At 62.4% G+C, this 17060-nt stretch carries 14 protein-coding genes; 4 read left to right on the top strand and 10 right to left on the bottom strand.

The window, feature by feature from the left end; all coding sequences use genetic code 11:
- Positions 1-6: 6 nt before the first annotated feature.
- The 3 genes from C6W91_RS05395 to C6W91_RS05405 all read right to left on the bottom strand — a co-directional run bounded on the left by C6W91_RS05395 (position 7) and on the right by C6W91_RS05405 (position 2236).
- Positions 7-1131: an aminotransferase class V-fold PLP-dependent enzyme gene (locus C6W91_RS05395; RefSeq protein WP_370570505.1), complete on the bottom strand. Its 1125-nt coding sequence runs from the start codon at positions 1129-1131 to the stop codon at positions 7-9.
- 188 nt (positions 1132-1319) lie between these two features.
- On the bottom strand, positions 1320-1784 hold the full coding sequence (locus C6W91_RS05400; protein WP_065272733.1) for an Lrp/AsnC family transcriptional regulator: 465 nt from the start codon (positions 1782-1784) through the stop codon (positions 1320-1322).
- Positions 1781-2236, bottom strand: a complete 456-nt coding sequence (locus tag C6W91_RS05405; RefSeq protein ID WP_065272732.1) for an Lrp/AsnC family transcriptional regulator — start codon at positions 2234-2236, stop codon at positions 1781-1783. The genes C6W91_RS05400 and C6W91_RS05405 overlap by 4 nt, the downstream gene beginning before the upstream one ends.
- Positions 2237-2366: 130 nt before the next feature.
- On the opposite strand from C6W91_RS05405, the gene ilvC reads away from it, so the two are divergent.
- The 3 genes from ilvC to C6W91_RS05420 all read left to right on the top strand — a co-directional run bounded on the left by ilvC (position 2367) and on the right by C6W91_RS05420 (position 5481).
- The gene (gene ilvC, locus C6W91_RS05410; protein WP_370570506.1) at positions 2367-3389 is read left to right on the top strand and encodes a ketol-acid reductoisomerase; all 1023 of its coding nucleotides are present in this window, start codon (positions 2367-2369) and stop codon (positions 3387-3389) included.
- Positions 3390-3486: 97 nt separating this feature from the next.
- Positions 3487-4404 (top strand): DMT family transporter, encoded by a 918-nt coding sequence (locus tag C6W91_RS05415; protein ID WP_065272731.1) that lies wholly within the window; start codon positions 3487-3489, stop codon positions 4402-4404.
- Positions 4405-4578: 174 nt separating this feature from the next.
- Complete coding sequence (locus tag C6W91_RS05420) at positions 4579-5481, top strand: DMT family transporter (RefSeq protein WP_370570507.1); 903 nt, start codon at positions 4579-4581, stop codon at positions 5479-5481.
- 7 nt (positions 5482-5488) lie between these two features.
- On the opposite strand, the gene folP is transcribed toward C6W91_RS05420, so the two are convergent.
- The 7 genes from folP to C6W91_RS05455 all read right to left on the bottom strand — a co-directional run bounded on the left by folP (position 5489) and on the right by C6W91_RS05455 (position 14977).
- On the bottom strand, positions 5489-6487 hold the full coding sequence (gene folP / locus C6W91_RS05425) for a dihydropteroate synthase (RefSeq protein ID WP_370570508.1): 999 nt from the start codon (positions 6485-6487) through the stop codon (positions 5489-5491).
- Positions 6484-7404, bottom strand: coding sequence for a dihydroneopterin aldolase (locus tag C6W91_RS05430; protein WP_065272728.1), 921 nt, complete (start codon positions 7402-7404; stop codon positions 6484-6486). The genes folP and C6W91_RS05430 overlap by 4 nt, the downstream gene beginning before the upstream one ends.
- Before the next feature lie 148 nt (positions 7405-7552).
- Positions 7553-8200, bottom strand: coding sequence for a cell wall hydrolase (locus C6W91_RS05435; RefSeq protein ID WP_065272727.1), 648 nt, complete (start codon positions 8198-8200; stop codon positions 7553-7555).
- A 169-nt stretch (positions 8201-8369) separates the two neighbouring features.
- On the bottom strand, positions 8370-10934 hold the full coding sequence (locus tag C6W91_RS05440) for a putative PEP-binding protein (protein WP_065272726.1): 2565 nt from the start codon (positions 10932-10934) through the stop codon (positions 8370-8372).
- Between the two features lie 236 nt (positions 10935-11170).
- Positions 11171-13396, bottom strand: a complete 2226-nt coding sequence (gene glyS, locus C6W91_RS05445; protein ID WP_274831277.1) for a glycine--tRNA ligase subunit beta — start codon at positions 13394-13396, stop codon at positions 11171-11173.
- An 82-nt stretch (positions 13397-13478) separates the two neighbouring features.
- Positions 13479-14003, bottom strand: coding sequence for a DUF6446 family protein (locus C6W91_RS05450; protein ID WP_370570509.1), 525 nt, complete (start codon positions 14001-14003; stop codon positions 13479-13481).
- A gap of 14 nt (positions 14004-14017) precedes the next feature.
- Entirely contained in the window at positions 14018-14977 is a 960-nt protein-coding gene (locus tag C6W91_RS05455) for a glycine--tRNA ligase subunit alpha (protein ID WP_065272723.1), read from the bottom strand.
- Positions 14978-15230: 253 nt separating this feature from the next.
- Here C6W91_RS05455 and C6W91_RS05460 point away from each other — a divergent pair, with 253 nt between their 5' ends.
- Positions 15231-16985 (top strand): trypsin-like peptidase domain-containing protein, encoded by a 1755-nt coding sequence (locus tag C6W91_RS05460; RefSeq protein WP_370570510.1) that lies wholly within the window; start codon positions 15231-15233, stop codon positions 16983-16985.
- The last annotated feature ends 75 nt before the right edge of the window (positions 16986-17060 follow it).

Raw genomic sequence — 17060 nt, forward strand, 5'->3', positions numbered from 1 at the left:
ATCTGGTCAGAGCACCTGATCCAGAACCGATGTCAGGCGCTTCAGCGTGCCTTCCACGTCATACAGCTTATCAAGACCGAACAGACCCAGACGGAAGGTGCGGAAATCATCGGGCTCGTCGCATTGCAGCGGAACGCCAGCGGCGATCTGCATGCCCAGCGCCAGAAATTTCTTGCCGTTCTGAATCTCAGGATCGCTGGTATAGCTGACCACGACGCCCGGCGCACCGAACCCTTCGGCGGCGACCGAGACCACGCCCTTGCCCTTCAGATAGGCGCGCACACCGTTGCCCAGCTGCCATTGCGCGCCCCGCAGGCGCTCAAAGCCGTACTCGCGGGTTTCCAGCATGGTATCGCGGAAGGCGCGCAGCGCATCGGTGGGCATGGTGGCGTGATAGGCGTGACCGCCGTCCTCATAGGCCTTCATGATGGCGCGCCACTGCTTCAGGTTGATGGCGAAACTGTCCGATGTGGTCTCCTCCAGACGTTTCAGCGCCGCCTCGGAGAACATCACAAGCCCCGCCGAGGGAGACGCGCTCCAGCCCTTTTGCGGGGCCGAGATCAGCACATCAACGCCAGTAGCCTTCATATCGACCCAGGCACAGCCCGACGCGATGCAATCCAGCACCATCAGCGCGCCGACCTCATGCGCGGCAGCGGCCATGGCGGTCACATAATCATCCGGCAGGATCACCCCGGCCGATGTTTCCACATGCGGCGCAAAGACGATATCGGGCTTTTGTTCGCGGATCGCCTGCACCACCTCTTCGATCGGCGCGGGGGTAAAGGGCGACGGGGTGCTGTTGCCGGTCTGGCGCGCCTTCATCACCGTGCTTGAGGCGGTGAAGCCGCCGCTTTCAAAGATCTGGCTCCAGCGGTAGGAGAACCAGCCGTTGCGCACCACCAGAGCATTGGCGCCGCGGGCAAACTGGCGCGCGACAGCCTCCATCGCGAAGGTACCGCCACCGGGCACCAAGGCCACGGCCTCGGCGCAGTAAACCTCTTTCAGCATGTCGCTGATATCCAGCATCACCTGCTGGAAGGCCTTCGACATATGGTTGAGCGAGCGGTCGGTGAAGACCACCGAAAATTCATCCAGCCCCTTCGGGTCCACGGTATCAAGCAATGCCATCGGTGATCCTCCTTCTTTTGCTGTCTATCGCTAGCGCTGTCGCCCTGCTTTGGCAAAGTCTACTTTGGCATACGGGGGCGCGATGCTGGCCTTGGTATGTGCGGGGCAGGTGAAAAAGCATAGATCAAAGCGAAGCCCCGCCGCATGGAAAATGGAAATCGGGTTTCCGATCATCGACAAAGCGCAGCCTATCCCAGCGGCCCCGGCCTGCGTTCTTCGGAGAGCAGCACGTTTGCGTCCACGTTTCCGACACCAGGTAAGGTCATGATCCGGCGCCGCAGGACCCGTTCGAAATCGGCGATATCCCGGGCGGTGACGCGCAGGCGGTAGTCATACATGCCAAGGATATGCTCCACTGTTTCCACCTCAGGGATGGCAGAGACCGCGCGTTCGAAGTCCTCAAGGCTGACACGCCCCTTGGTCGCCAGCTTGATGCCCAGAAACACTGTCACGCCAAAGCCAAGCTTCTTGCGATCCAGATCCAGACGACGCCCCAGCAGGATCCCCGCCTGCTGCAGACGACGGATGCGGCGCCATGTGGCGGGCTGGCTGAGGCCAAGTTCCCGCCCCAGCGCCCCGGCAGTGCGCGTGGCATCCCGCGACAGCGCCCGCAAGATGGCAAAATCGATATCGTCGAGATCGCTGCGGCTCATAGTGGCAGGCTTTCGTTCGATTTGATCCGCGCCACATGCATCAACGCCTCGATATCGGTGATATGCGGCAGGGTCAGGATCTGGGCCCGGTAGATCTCCTGATAATGCGGCATATCGCGGGCAATCACCGAAAGGCGCACATCGACCTGCCCCAGAAAGGTCTGGATCTCCAGCACCTCGGGGATCAGCCGCGCGGCCTCCAGGAATTCGTCAAAGGCCCGCGGGTTGGTCTTGTCCAGTGTCACCCGCAAGGAGACCTCTACCGCATAACCCAGCGCGCGCCAGTCGATCACCGCGTGCTGGCCCAGAATGACGCCTGTCTCGCGCAGCTTTTCCAGCCGCCGCGACAGGCGCGATGGCGTGAGGCCCAGCCGTTCAGCAAGATCCGGAATCGATTGCTCCGGTTCGCTTTGCATGTGGCGCAGAATGCGTCGATCCAAATCATCAAGCATGATCTAGTCAATATAGCTCAAATCAACGAATGACTATTGCAAAATAAGCGGGATTTATGCGCGCAGGTCCATCGCAATCGCCCCCTCACTGTCTATGATCACCCTCAAACGTCAACCGGAGGATTTTGACATGCGCGTTTACTATGACCGCGATTGCGATGTGAACCTGATCAAGGACAAGAAAGTGGCCATCCTGGGCTACGGTTCGCAAGGCCACGCCCACGCCCTGAACCTGCGCGACAGCGGCGCAAAGAACCTTGTCGTCGCCCTGCGCGAAGGCTCTGCCTCGGCCAAGAAAGCCGAAGCCGAAGGCCTGCAGGTCATGGGCATCGCCGAAGCGGCAGCCTGGTGTGACGTGATCATGTTCACCATGCCCGATGAACTTCAGGCAGAGACCTACAAGAAATACGTCCACGACAACATCAAGCCCGGCGCAGCCATCGCATTCGCCCACGGCCTGAACGTGCACTTCGGCCTGATCGAGCCGAAAGAAGGCGTCGACGTCATCATGATGGCGCCCAAAGGCCCCGGCCACACCGTGCGCGGCGAATACACCAAAGGCGGCGGCGTGCCCTGCCTGGTGGCCGTGGACAATGACGCCACCGGCAAGGCGCTGGAAATCGGCCTGTCCTACTGCTCTGCCATCGGTGGCGGCCGCTCGGGCATCATCGAAACCAACTTCCGCGAAGAATGCGAAACCGACCTCTTTGGTGAGCAGGCCGTTCTCTGCGGTGGTCTCGTTGAACTGATCCGCATGGGCTTTGAAACCCTGGTCGAAGCCGGTTACGCGCCGGAAATGGCCTATTTCGAGTGCCTGCACGAAGTGAAGCTGATCGTGGACCTGATCTACGAAGGCGGCATCGCGAACATGAACTACTCGATCTCGAACACCGCCGAATACGGCGAGTATGTCTCGGGTCCGCGCATCCTGCCCTACGACGAAACCAAAGCCCGGATGAAAGCGGTTCTGACCGACATCCAGACCGGCAAATTCGTGCGTGACTTCATGCAGGAAAACGCCGTTGGCCAGCCGTTCTTCAAAGGCACCCGCCGCCTGAACGACGAACACCAGATCGAGCAGGTCGGTGAGAAACTGCGCGGCATGATGCCCTGGATCTCGGCCGGCAAGATGGTCGACAAAGAAAAGAACTAAGGCGCCTTTTCGGCTTGGCGGGCCTGTCCCGCCGCCTTATTCCTCTGCAGGGCGCTTCGGGCAACCGGAGCGCCTCTTTTGTTTTCGGAGTATTCCCATGCACGACGGCCCCGGCACCCTCAACTGGATCAAGCTTCTGTTTCTCGGCATGATTTGGGGCGCCTCCTTCATGGCGGTTTCGGTCGCTTTGGATGGTCTTGGGCCGGTCACGATCGCAGCCGCGCGGATCACGGTTGGCGCCCTGTGCCTGCTCGGCATCATCCGCGCCATGGGGATCTCACTGCCGCCAATAGCCAACCGCGCCGGGCGGCTGATCTGGGCCTGCGCCTTTGGTATGGGCTTCTTCAGCAACGCACTGCCCTTTACCCTGCTCAGCTGGGGGCAGACCCATGTGGCCAGCGGTTTTGCCGGGGTCTGCATGGCAGTGGTGCCGCTCTTCGTGCTGCCGCTGTCGCATTTTCTGGTACCGGGCGAGCATATGACCCTGCGGCGCAGCATCGGGTTTCTGACCGGTTTTGCAGGCGTCGTTGTGCTGATCGGGCTTGAAGCCTTCAGCAGCGCGGGCACGGATTTTGAATCGCTTGCGCGCCTTGCCTGTCTTGGCGCTGCGCTCTGTTATGCGGTCGGCTCCATCATCACCCGGCTCTGCCCCTCTGTGAACATGCTGTCGCTCTCGGCGGCGGCGCTCAGCTGTGCTGCCATGATGATTGTGCCCGCCGCGCTCTGGGCCGAGGGCGTCCCGCAGTTGCCGGAGACAACGCCGCTGGCAGCGGTTCTGTACCTTGGGCTGCTGCCCACCGCGCTGGCGCAGGTTTTGCTGGTGCAAATCGCCCGCAGCGCCGGGCCTTCCTTCCTGTCGACGGTGAATTATCAGGTGCCAGTCTGGTCGGTGCTGTTCGGCGCCACCCTGCTGAACGAGACCCTGCCACCACAGCTCTTTGCAGCTTTGGTGCTCATCCTTGGCGGGCTGCTGCTGAGCCGCACGCCCCGCCGCCGCGCCCCTGCCCATTCCTGAGACAACCGACAAGCCCTTCGCAATCCTGGACGCCCTCCTGAACCAAAGACTAATTGGTTGACCTCGGCGCAGCGCTCGGGTCTTGTCGCGCGGCTGATGCAAGAGGGGTGTCAGTCAGGTTGACTGCCCCACCTTGGGGCAATCACTTGCAGGCGAACTAGGGACAGCGAAAAGATGCCAGAGCGGATGGGAAAATACTGGGCCATGATCGCCACCCTCGGGCTGGTCTGGGGCGGTACTTTTCCCCTGATTAAAGTGGCTCTGGAAGGGATCACGCCCTTCTGGCTGGCAGCCGGACGCATTGGCTTTGCCGCCGTTTTACTCTGTGCAATCTGGGGCTTGCGAGGCGGTGGTTTATTCAAGGCGCAGACCAGTTGGACGCCTCTTCTGATCATCGGCTTTGCCAGCACGGCTCTGCCATTCATGCTGATCAATTGGGGACAGCAGCATGTCTCGGCCGGCTTCACGGGGCTTAGCATGGCAGCAATCCCGCTCTTTGTGCTCCCCTTGGCGCATTTTTTTGTACCCGGCGAGCGCATGATTCTGCGGCGTGTGATCGGCTTTGTGATCGGTTTTGTCGGTGTTGCCCTGCTGATCGGCGGCAAGGCCTTTGAAAGCAGCAATTCAGAGCTGGAACTTCTGGGCCGTATCGCCTGCCTCTCTGCCGCAGGATGCTACGCGGTCAGCTCGATCCTGACCCGCCGCCTGCCGCCCGTCGATCCGGTGGGTCTTGCCGCGATCCTGCTGGTCATTGGCAGCGTCATCATCCTGCCCACAGCCTGGGCCATCGAAGGCCCTCCGGTCATGCCGGACAGTCACACGCTTGCGATTATCGCCTTCCTGGGGCTGATCCCAACCGCTGCAGCCAATTTCCTGCGGGTGATCGTGGTGCGCGAGGCAGGCCCCACATTCATGACCCTGACCAACTACCAGGTGCCCGTCTGGGCCGTGGTCATCGGCGCGGTCTTTCTGGGTGAAGCCCTGCCTGCCTCGATGCTCCTGGCGATGGCCCTGATCCTGAGCGGCCTCTGCATCAGCCAGTGGGGCGCCTTGCGGCGCCTTTTTTCACGCGCCTAAGCCTGCTTCAGCGCACCGCCTGCCACAGACGCACGGCCTGCGCGGTCTCTGCCACGTCATGCACGCGCAGGATCTGAACGCCCTGCGCCAGACCAGCCAGCCCGACGGCGATTGATCCCGGCGCGCGGGCATCTGGTGAAGGTGCCTGACCGATCTTGCCGATGAAGCCCTTGCGCGACACGCCCAGAAGGATCGGACAGCCAAGACCGTGAAACAGGCTAAGGTTACGCAGCAGGGTCAGGTTATGCTCCTGCGTCTTGCCAAAGCCGATGCCGGGATCGATGACGATCCGGTCCCGCAGAACCCCAGTCGCCTCCAGCCGGTCCACCTGCGCCGCCAGAAAGTCATAGACGTCCAGCAGCACGTTTTCATAAACCGGGTTTTCCTGCATGGTGGCGGGATCGCCCTGCGCATGCATCACGCAGACCGGCACCCCGGCCTGCGCCGCCAGCGGCGCCAATGCGGCATCAAAGGTAAATCCCGACACATCGTTGATCAGCCCGGCCCCGGCCTCCAGCGTTTCCGCGGCGACCTCGGCCTTGCGGGTGTCAATGGATATGGCCACCTGCGACGCCTCGCGGATGGCGGCAATCACCGGCGCGGTGCGGGCGATTTCCTCGTCTTCGGGGATGAAATCCGCGCCGGGGCGGGTCGATTCGCCGCCCACATCGATGATCGAAGCGCCTTCCTCGACCATCCGCAGGGCGGCAGCGCAGCCTGCCTCTACCCCGCTGTGGCGGCCGCCGTCTGAAAAACTGTCCGGGGTGACGTTCAGAATCCCCATGACCTGTGGCTGGGTCATATCAAGACCGGCAATCGCAGCGCGGCGGCCACTCAGCCGGTGACAGATGTCTTCCGGGATAAGCCCTGCTGGAATAAGGCGCGGCGGCGCATCGCGGCTCAGCACCTCTGCCTCGGAAAACCACAGTGAAGATCCGCCCGCCAGGGGCACCGCCCCTTCGGGGCGGAGGTCTCCGTGCTGCACCAGCGGGCGGTAATACATCACAGTGTGGTTTGCTCCATATCGACGGCGCGCAAGGGCACCTGCGGATCGGCCGGCAGGTCCGCACCGATCACGATCATCTCTCCTGCTTCGAATGTTGCCGCAAACCAGGAGGCAAGCGCAACCGCTTCGGCAGGGGCCGCGGAAGGACCATCGACGGCATCCAGAACGATCTTGGACGGGGCCCAGACGCAGATCTGGCCGTTTTTCATCGCCCAGTCCAATTCAGTCCGGGTCGCCACCACAACGCAGCGGTGGTCCTTGGCTGCCAGACGCCAGGCGTTCTGTTCGATCGCCAGCAGGTCGATCCGGCGCTGGGTCATCTTGTGGCCGGTCTGCGGCACCGCAAGAGGATGCGCGCCGACACAAAGGATCAGCGGCCGTTGGCGGCACTCCATCTGATCGATCCAGCCGGTCAGATTGTCGCTGTCGATGGCCTCATTGGACAGGTACATCAGGCGCGGATGCGGGACTTCGCCTTCGTCCACCGTGTGCGTGACCTGATCCTTGGAGCGGACGATTTCCACCCCCAGCGCCCCCGGTCCACGGTCCAGTTTCTCCACCCGTACGAAACAGCGGATCGCCTGCGGTTCCAGCAGGACCCGTTCGGCCACGCGTTCGGCCAGAGTTTCAAGGAGGTTCAGCCGCTCGGCGGCCAGCTCATAGGCGATTGCCTCAGTCACCTTGTCATAGGACAGGATGCGGTCGACATCATCATCCAGATCCGCAGGCAGCGGCGCCACTTCGACCACCACATTGAAACAGATTCTCTGTGTAGTGCCGCGCTCGGCCTGAAAGGCGCCGATTTCCACTTCGACCAGGTGATCCCGCAGCGAGATCCGGTCCAGAGGACCACCGCTGGCGGTCGCAATCGACCGTTCCGAAGGGTGTTCAAATGCGAGACGGATTTCTGAGGGCATGGCTGCGGGCCTTTGTCTGGCGGTATCAAAACGTACGGTGTCCACCGTACATCTGTCTCCCCGTCCATAGCAGGCCCGCATGCGCCGTACCAGCGACCGAAACCGCCTTTACGGCGATCCGGCCGGTGCAATCACCCTTGCGGCCCGATCACTCGCTGGAAGCGGTGCGGAACCGGTCGTCACGGTAGAACTGGTGTACGCCAATCCGTGCGGTTTTGGTGAAATGGCTGCTCCAGCGCGGGCGCACTGCGGTGGTGTGGTAATAGGTGGCGCCCTTGGTCAGGCCGGTATCAACACCGTCAAGCACGAGACGGGCCACCTTGGCCACGCGTTCAAAGGCGCGTTTTTCGCGAATGACCTCTTTGTGGCCATCGCAGGTATAGGTGAACTGGCACTGGTAGCGGCGGCCGGTTCCCTGATTGATCACGCCGCAGAAACTGCCGGGGAATTGGCTGCTTTCGACCCGGTTGCGGATCACCTCGGCGACAGCGAACTGGCCTTTGACGGTTTCACCGCGCGCCTCGAAATAGAGCGCCTCTGCGAGGCAAGCAAAGTTTTCGCCGCCAGTCGCCTTGGGTTGTTCGTCGAGCCATGCACGGGTGAACCGCAGGTCCTTTACATCCGGCTTGGATGGGGTACGTTTGAACCCGAAAAATCCGTTCAGGCGGCGTGTGGGCACGGCGTTCAGGGTGGACTGTTCGCGTTCGAACAGAGACTTCAGGCCAGTCTCGGCATGGGCCATGGGTGACGTGACCGTCAGGGCCGCCAGAGTGGCAGCCAGCGTCAGGAGTTTCATCTACAGATCCTCGTTTGTCAGCTCGCGCACGGCCTCCCCAGGTTGCGCGGTGGCAGGCTCTAAACGAATATCCGCAGATCGTCCACCTATACGAATGGTCAGGTCCCTGTGCGCCCAGTAGGGAACCGCCCAGATGGACCCAGCCAAAGCTGTCTGAAATCGAATTTTATTAAGTCTTTACGTAGGTTGGGGCGGCCTTGCCGATCTTCTCTCCAATCGCCAGCTGCGCCGCAGCCAGACGCACCACCGGAACGCGGAACGGAGAGCAAGACACGTAATCAAAGCCCGCCTCACGGCAAAAGGCAATCGATTCGGGGTTGCCGCCGTGCTCGCCACAGATTGACAGGGTGATATCTGCGCGCCCCGTGCGCCCCCGCTGCGCGCCAAGTTTCAGCAATTCTCCGACCCCGTCCACGTCCAGAACGTGGAACGGATCCTCTGGGAAGACGCCCTGCTGCACGTAGTTCGACATGAAACGGCCCGCATCATCGCGCGACAGACCATAGGCCATCTGCGTCAGGTCGTTGGTTCCGAAGCTGAGAAACGCCGTATGCGGCGCGATCTCTTCAGCGCGCAAGGCAGCGCGCGGCGTTTCGACCATGACGCCCAGACGGTAATCGAACTTCTGACCGCGCTCGGCGCTGACGGCCGAGGCCACCGCATCGATGCGCGCCTTGACCAGTTCCACCTCGCGTTTGGCCGAGACCAGCGGGATCATGATTTCCGGCACCACGGGCGCCCCGTCCTTGGAAGCCTCAAGCGTGGCCTCAAAAATGGCGCGGGCCTGCATATCGTAGATTTCCGGCACTGTGACCCCCAGCCGTACACCGCGCAGACCCAGCATCGGATTGTACTCGTGCAGTTCCTCCACCCGCCGGGTAACATCGCTGACGGGAATGCCCAGCGCCTCGGACAGCTCACGCTGACCGGACAGCGATGTGGGCAGGAATTCGTGCAAGGGCGGATCGAACAGCCGGATACAGACCGGCAGGCCCTCCATAATCCGGAACAGCTCGCGGAAATCGTCCCGCTGCATCGGCAGCAGTCGGGCCAGAACCGCCGCCCGTCCGGACGAAGTTTCGGCAAAGATCATCTCGCGCATCACGGTCAGCCGACCGGGATCAAAGAACATATGCTCGGTCCGGCACAGCCCGATGCCTTCGGCCTTGAAGTTGCGCGCTGTCTGGGCGTCGGCAGGCGTATCCGCATTTGCGCGAATTCCCATGTCGCGCGCCTCGTCCGCCCAGGTCAGAAGGGTCTGGAAGGCATCGTCCTGCGCCGCTTCCAGCATTTCCGGCTCACCGGCCAAAACCTGACCGTTGCTGCCATCGATGGTGACGGTGTCACCGGCCTTGAAGACCCGGCCGTCCGTGGCCACCAGCTGTTTTTGCTTGGTCAGGAACTTCATGTTCGAGGCGCCAACGATACACGGCACCCCCAGCCCCCGGCCGATCACCGCTGCGTGGCTGGTCATGCCGCCCCGCTCGGTCAGCACTGCGACGGCCGCATGCATGCCGCGAACATCTTCTGGCGAGGTTTCCCGCCGCACCAGAATACATGGCTCACCGCGGGCGGCGCTGGCCTGTGCTTCGGCCGCCGTGAACACGAGCCTGCCTGTCGCAGCGCCTGGGCTGGCCGCGATCCCGGCACCAATCACATCCCGTTCGGCCGTTGGCAGCACCTGCCGGTGCAAAAGCTCGTTCAGGGCATGGGCGTCGACCCGCATCACCGCCTCGTGCGGGGGAATAATACCATCCTGCGCCAGCGCTACGGCGATCCGTACTGCCGCCTGCGCTGAGCGTGCCACCCGCACCCCGTCCAGAATATGCACGTCGTCGTCCTGAATGACGAATTCCACCTGCATTTCTTCGCGCAGCCGACGCCGCATCAATCCGGCATAGGATTTCAGATCGGCAAAGGCCGTGGGCGCCAGTTCCTCAAGCGAGGGACCCCGGGCGTCCTTTTCCAGAAACAGCGCGCGCGCCCCGGCGCCCAGCGCCTCGCGGCCCTGCGACTGGCTCAGGTAACGGCCGGTGAGCTGCGGCTTACCGGTGCGGCTGTCGACCAGCTGCAACACGCCAGAGCCGCATTCCCCCTGCCCCAGCCCCGGAATCATCTCCTGCACCACAAGGCCCAGTCCGGCATCCGCCGGAGCGCCCTTGGCCTGGCGCAACAGCCGTGCCGAGGTGCCTTCCCAGGCGCGCGCCATCGAGCGCAAAACGGCCGCCAGTTGCTCAGCCGGATCCTGCGGGAAGGGCTCATCCGTCTCCGCCTCATAGGCCATCAGCGTTTCGCGCAGCGCATCCGGGCCGCCATCCTCGACATCGTCAAAGGCGTCCGGGTCCAGCCGCGCCACATGCACCGCATAGGATTGCACGAACCGCAAATACAGACCCGCGGCTGCCTCTTCTCCAAGCCGATTGCACAGCCCTTTGCAGCGGTCCTCGTTCATACCGATGTTGAGGATCGCCCCCGGCCCACCCCAATCCGGATCTTCGGATGAGGGCCGTACGCAGAGCAGCGCATCGGTTGGAAACTCCGACAGGATGGCGCTGATATCCGGCATATCTCCCGCGGCGATTTCGTGCACCGCATCAAAAGACAGGGCAACGGTGCGCGGCACCGGCAGATCCAGCCGGACCAAGCGCTGCAGACATTTGGCGCGCCCGCCATGACTGGAGGTCGCAATTGGGGCTGTCTGGGTGATCAGCGTGGCCAGGGGCGCATCGGGCATTGTCTATCCTGAACTTTCTGCACTGCGGCACTCACAGTTTCCTAGCAGCATAAGCCGCCTTTGCGCTCCTGCAAGAGGAGAACAGAAGAGAAGCCCATGCAACACCATATTTTCCTGACGTTATCCAGACCGAGCCGGGTGCCCTGCGAAGACCCTGCCGCGTCCTACGAATAACGCCGCGCAATCAGCGCGGCGTTTACTATAGTTTCATCCGGGCCTGATGCTCAGGATGCCGTTCAGCCTTCCAGACGGGTCAGGTCAGCCACCTGGCCACAGACCGCGCGGATCTGGTGCAGCAGGTTCAGCCGGTTACGGCGCACGATTTCCTTGTCCGAATTGACCTGCACCGCCTCGAAGAAGGCGTCGATCGGTGCCCGCAGCGCCGCCATGCCGCCCATGGCGGCCGCGAAATCTTCGGCCTCGATGGCCGAGGAGATCGCCCCCTCGCCCAGTTCAAGCGCATCAAACAAGGCAATCTCGCTGTCGTCCTCGGCGAATTTCTTGTCAGCGCCAAAGGAGTATTCGACCCCGTCCTTCTCTTCGGCCTGGGACAGGATGTTATTGGCGCGTTTGAAGCCCTGCAGCAGGTTCTCACCATCCTCGGTCTTGAGGAAGGCTTCCAGCGCCCGGGCGCGTTTCACCAGCAGTGTCAGATCGTCGTTGCCGTCCATGGCAATACAGGCATCGATCACATCGTGGCGGATACCCTGATCGCGCAGGAACACCTTCAGCCGGTCATGGAAGAAGGTCAGCAGATCGCGCGACACATCCGGAAGGCTGTCCTTCAGCTCTTCCATATGCTTGGGCAGATCGCCGTCAAAGGCATCCAGAACCGTGCGCACCGCGGAGCCCAAGACGCCGTGTTCGGCGATTTCCTTGATCATGTCGCGCATCAGCCCGGCCGATACAGCGTCATCGCCGTTCTGTTCCAGCTCGTGGCGCAGCAGATGGGTGTCGATATGTTGGTCCAGCGGCGTGCGGATGTCATTTTCCAGCACCAGCCGGATGACGCCCAGCGCCGCGCGGCGCAAAGCGAAGGGGTCTTTTGACCCGGTAGGTTTTTCATCGATCGCCCAGAAACCGGTCAGCGTGTCCAGCTTGTCCGCCAGCGCGACCGCGACCGAGATCTTCTCACTCGGCACATCATCCGACGGGCCTAGCGGCGAGTAGTGCTGTTCGCAGGCATTGGCCACTTCTTGTGGCAGACCCGCGGCCTCGGCGTAATAGCGGCCCATCAGGCCCTGAAGCTCAGGGAATTCATAGACCATTTCCGACGACAGATCCGCCTTGGCCACGCGGGCCGCCTGTTCGGCCAGATCCGCATCGGCGCCCAGCACCGGTGCCAGCTCGCGGGCAAGCGCGGCAATCCGCTCGATCCGCTCGGCCTGGGTGCCCAGCTTGTTGTGGAAGGTCACGTTCGACAGCGCCTCGGTCCAGGAGGACATACCCTCTTTGGCCACGCGCAGATCGTTCTCCCAGAAGAATTTCGCATCGGCCAGACGCGCCGACAGAACCTTCTGATTGCCCGCCAGAATAGTAGCGCCGTGATCGGCGGTTTCGCGGTTGGCTACGGTAACAAAGCCTTCGATCCGGCCCGTCTTTGGATTGCGGACCGAGAAGAACTTCTGGTGCTCCTTCATCGAGGTCTGCAGCACCTCGGGCGGCAACTCCAGAAAATCGTCGTCGATCTTGCCCATCAGGACCACTGGCCATTCCACAAGGCCCGCGACTTCGGTCAACAGCCCCTTGTCCTCGACCACCTCAAGACCACCAGCGAAGGCTTGGTTGGTGGCATCGTGCCAGATCGCGGCCTCGCGTTCTGCCGGGTGCAAGATCACGTAAGCGCGCTTGAGCTTGGCGGAATAGTCCTCAAAACCGGTGACGGTAAAGCTGTCCGGCGCCATGAAGCGGTGGCCCCGGGTGCTGTCGCTCGCCTTCAGGCCTTCGATTTCAAACGGCACCACCTCGGCGCCGCCCTCATCCGACAGGATGCAGAGGATCGATTGCAGCGGACGCACCCAGCGCAAGGAACCAGCGCCCCAGCGCATGGATTTCGGCCAGGGGAAGTTGCGGATCGTCGTCTCCAACACCTCGGCGATGATCTCTGCCGCCGGGCGGCCCGGCTTTTCGATGGTGGCGAAATAGACGGCGCCCTTTGGCGTCTCGCGCTCTTCCAGCTGATCACGGGAAATTCCGGCGCCGCGCAGGAAGCCTTCGACTGCCTTGTCCGGCGCGCCGACCTTGGGGCCCTTGCGCTCTTCGCGCAGGGTGGGGCTTTCGGCCAGCAGACCATCGACAGCAAGGGTCAGACGGCGCGGTGTCGACAGGGCATGGGCGGCGGCATAGGTCAGACCGGCCTCGACCAGACCGTCGGTCATCCGTTTTTTCAGATCCGCCGCCGCACGCGCCTGCATACGGGCCGGGATTTCTTCGGAAAACAGTTCAATCAGCAGATCGGGCATTCCAGGTCCTCGGGGGTAGATGCGCCGGTGGCGCGAAAAATCTTCAGTCAGTGCAGCAGCCCCGGATGGGCTGACAGATGGTTTACTCGTCCCGCTCCGGGCAGGCGCCCTCCACCACAGAGGTGCCATCATAGGTCTGTTTGCCGCAATCGTTCATATCGTGCCAGACAAAGCCCTGTCCCTGATCAGTGATCGCCATGATGCGATCGACACCATAGGAAATGTTCTTCACTGAAACGAAAGCGGTGGCAGTACCTTCTTCAAGCGCCGTGCCCAGCGCTTCGGCGTCGAAACAGTCGAACCAGCCCGGCGCATTGCGCGGCACGGTCTGCTTGGAAGGGGTGAATTCCGCTGCCAGATCCTGCCGCGTCAAATCGGTCGTGAAGCAGGCCCGGTAGCGGATCGGAGAGCTGTCCGCGTCGATGGCCTGGAAATCATCATAGGCGATCGGGCGCGGCTCGCTGCCATCAAGTGGCAACAGCACCACGTCGCGGCCCGGTTGCGGCGCCACCTCTTCGTAGAAGCCATAGACCTGAAGATAGTACATGGCGCCGCCCGCGACGAGCGCGGACAATCCAAGAATGATCGCAAGAACCTTGCCTAGCATGGCGTCTGTCCCCTTCAGGCGGCCTGTCCGCCAGCGGCTGTCTGCACAAAGGCATCGGCGCATTGCTTGGCCAGCGCCCGAACCCGGCCGATATAGGCCTGACGTTCGGTGACCGAAATCACCCCGCGCGCATCCAGCAGGTTAAAGATATGGCTCGCCTTGATGCATTGATCATAGGCCGGATGCGCCATGATGATGCGCTTGCCGGTCTTGGGGTCGTCATGCGCCTGCGACAGGATCGTGTTGCACTCCGCCTCGGCCTCTTCGAAATGGCGCAGCAGAACCTCGGTGTTGGCCACGTCGAAGTTCCAGCGGGCGTATTCCTCTTCGGTCTGCTTGAACACATCGCCATAGGTCAGCGGGATCGGCGCATTCGGATCATTGAAAGGCATGTCCATCACGTGGTCGATACCCAGAACATACATCGCCAGACGCTCCAGGCCGTATGTCAGCTCACCCGACACCGGCGCGCAGTCATGACCGCCGACCTGCTGGAAATAGGTGAACTGGCTGACTTCCATGCCATCGCACCAAACTTCCCAGCCCAGCCCCCAGGCACCCAGGGTCGGGCTTTCCCAGTCGTCCTCGACGAACCGGATGTCGTGCAACTCCATGTCGATGCCGATCGCCTCAAGGCTGCCGAGATAAAGCTCCTGCAGGTTCGGCGGGCTGGGTTTGATCAGCACCTGATACTGGTAGTAATGCTGCAGACGGTTGGGGTTCTCACCATAGCGGCCATCGGTGGGACGACGTGAAGGCTGCACATAGGCCGCAGCCCAGGGCGCCGAGCCTAGCGAGCGCAGCGTCGTGGCCGGATGGAAGGTGCCGGCGCCGACCTCCATGTCATAGGGCTGCATGATGGCGCAGCCCTTGGATGCCCAGTAGGCCTGCAGCCGCAGGATGATTTCCTGAAACGAGCGCGGCGCGTCGGTGGAGGCAGTGGTGGCGGCGGCGCCGCTGGTGGTCTGGGTCATATCAGATCCCTCTCTGGGACATCTCAATAGGGCAGCAAATGCGGGGTTCTTCCTATGCAAGCCCCCGCCGGGGGTCAACGGCTAGTCGCCTTTGAACGGCAAGGTAAGGGATGCTTTGCGCCTCTGGCTGCGGCAAAGGTGATGGTTTGCTGCATCAAGGCACGAATTCCCCCTTCTGCAGGAGTTTTCTTTACCCCATCAAAATGCTTATCTGCGCAACAACAAATTGCCCCATCGGGATAGAGGTCCTGTAATGAAAAGAATAGTCACCGCCCTGCTGCTGGCGCTCAATATGTTTGCATTTGCTCTGGCTGGCCCAGCACAGGCGCAACAAGCCGGACAGGAGACCGTCTGGATCCAGATCGCGGCCCGCCCGTCGCTGGCTGATGCCCAGCAGGAAGCGCAGAGCTATGCCGCGCGACTGCCCGATGTGGCCGGTTTCACCCTTGGCGCAGGTTGGTACGGCATCGTTCTTGGCCCCTATACCCGCCAGGATGCCGAACGGGTCCTGCAGGTCTACCGCAGCGAGGGGCAAATCCCCCGCGACAGCTTCATCGCCTTCCAGGCCAACCTACGCAATCAGTTCTATCCGGTCGGCGCACAGGATCAGGCCACCGCGACGGCTCCGGCCGTGCCGCAGGTGTCCGAACCTGTTGTTGAATCGCAGCCGCAATTCACCCTGCCCGATGAAACCCCGGCCGAGGCCCGCCGCAGCGAACGCCTTCTGACCCGAGAAGAGCGCGAGGAGCTTCAGATCGCCCTGAAAGCCGCCGGTTTCTATGGTGCTGCGATCGATGGCGCCTTTGGTCGCGGCACGCGCCGGTCCATGTCGGACTGGCAGTCCTTCAAGGGCTTTGAGCCCACCGGCGTTCTGACCACCGCACAGCGTCAGGTTCTGCTGGATGATTACAACGCGCCGCTGATTTCCGTCGGCATGGCCAATGTCATCGATACCGGCGCCGGGATCTCGATGGATATTCCCGCTGGTGAAGTCGCCTTCTCCCGCTATGAATCGCCCTTTGCCCATTACGACAGCCGCGGCTCTTTGGGCGTGCGCGTGCTGATGATCAGCCAGCGCGGCGACAAGAACACGCTGTTCGGTCTTTATGACATCATGCAGACGCTTGAGATCGTTCCTCTGGACGGCCCCCGGCAGCGCGGCAACGACAGTTTCACCATCGAAGGCAGCAACGGGCAGATCGTCTCTCATACCGAGGCCAGCCTGCAGAATGGTGAGATCAAGGGCTTCACCCTGATCTGGCCGACCGGGGATGAGGACCGCCGTGCCCGGGTGCTGGCCGCCATGCAGAACAGTTTCCAGCGGCTTGACGGGGTGCTGGACGCCGCCGCAGGCAGCGATGTGCGCCAGAGCGTCGATCTGGTGTCCGGTCTGGAAGTGCGCAAGCCCCGCCTGTCCCGGACCGGTTTCTTTGTCGACCAGAACGGCGCCGTGGTGACGACCTCGGATGTGGTTGCAGGCTGCAGCCGGATCACGCTGGACCATGGCTATCAGGCAACCGTCGCCGCAAACAATGCCGAGGATGGCCTCGCGATCCTGCAGCCTGTCCAGAACCTGGCCCCGATGGCCGTTGCTGGGTTCACCACCCAGACGCCGCGCCTGCAATCCGAGATCGCCGTATCGGGTTTCTCCTACGAGGGCATTCTGGGCGCCCCCAGCCTGACCTTCGGCACCCTGGCCGATATCAAAAGCCTTGATGGCAACAACGGCGTGATCCGCTTGGATCTCGCAGCCCAGCCCGGCGATGCTGGTGGTCCGGTGCTGGATGCCTCTGGTGCGGTTCTGGGCATGCTGCTGCCGCGCGAAATCAAGGGCCGCCAACTGCCCGAAGGCGTCAGCTTTGGCATCAATGCCACCGCGCTGCGCAATGCAATCACGGCTGCAGGGATCGCCAGTGCCGATCAATCCGTCGGCGCCGCGCCCCTGTCGAACGAGGCACTGGTACGCCACGCCAGCGGCATGACCGTTCTGGTCAGCTGCTGGGAGTAACGACGTAGAAAAGACCTGCACATAAAGCAAAACGCCAGAGCCTGACCGCTCTGGCGTTTTCATTTGGCGGCACGC

The organism is Phaeobacter sp. SYSU ZJ3003 (genome assembly GCF_041300735.1).
Lineage (GTDB): Bacteria > Pseudomonadota > Alphaproteobacteria > Rhodobacterales > Rhodobacteraceae > Phycobacter > Phycobacter gallaeciensis_A.

Bases quoted from the DNA above. Each gene is read 5' to 3' on its own strand.
- C6W91_RS05455 (WP_065272723.1), bottom strand. From the start codon at position 14,977: ATGACCCAGACCACCAGCGGCGCCGCCGCCACCACTGCCTCCACCGAC.
- C6W91_RS05420 (WP_370570507.1), top strand. From the start codon at position 4,579: ATGCCAGAGCGGATGGGAAAATACTGGGCCATGATCGCCACCCTCGGG.
- C6W91_RS05415 (WP_065272731.1), top strand. From the start codon at position 3,487: ATGCACGACGGCCCCGGCACCCTCAACTGGATCAAGCTTCTGTTTCTC.
- C6W91_RS05405 (WP_065272732.1), bottom strand. From the start codon at position 2,236: ATGCTTGATGATTTGGATCGACGCATTCTGCGCCACATGCAAAGCGAA.
- C6W91_RS05400 (WP_065272733.1), bottom strand. From the start codon at position 1,784: ATGAGCCGCAGCGATCTCGACGATATCGATTTTGCCATCTTGCGGGCG.
- C6W91_RS05430 (WP_065272728.1), bottom strand. From the start codon at position 7,404: ATGCCCTCAGAAATCCGTCTCGCATTTGAACACCCTTCGGAACGGTCG.
- C6W91_RS05440 (WP_065272726.1), bottom strand. From the start codon at position 10,934: ATGCCCGATGCGCCCCTGGCCACGCTGATCACCCAGACAGCCCCAATT.
- C6W91_RS05450 (WP_370570509.1), bottom strand. From the start codon at position 14,003: ATGCTAGGCAAGGTTCTTGCGATCATTCTTGGATTGTCCGCGCTCGTC.
- C6W91_RS05435 (WP_065272727.1), bottom strand. From the start codon at position 8,200: ATGAAACTCCTGACGCTGGCTGCCACTCTGGCGGCCCTGACGGTCACG.
- glyS (WP_274831277.1), bottom strand. From the start codon at position 13,396: ATGCCCGATCTGCTGATTGAACTGTTTTCCGAAGAAATCCCGGCCCGT.
- C6W91_RS05460 (WP_370570510.1), top strand. From the start codon at position 15,231: ATGAAAAGAATAGTCACCGCCCTGCTGCTGGCGCTCAATATGTTTGCA.
- ilvC (WP_370570506.1), top strand. From the start codon at position 2,367: ATGCGCGTTTACTATGACCGCGATTGCGATGTGAACCTGATCAAGGAC.
- C6W91_RS05395 (WP_370570505.1), bottom strand. From the start codon at position 1,131: ATGGCATTGCTTGATACCGTGGACCCGAAGGGGCTGGATGAATTTTCG.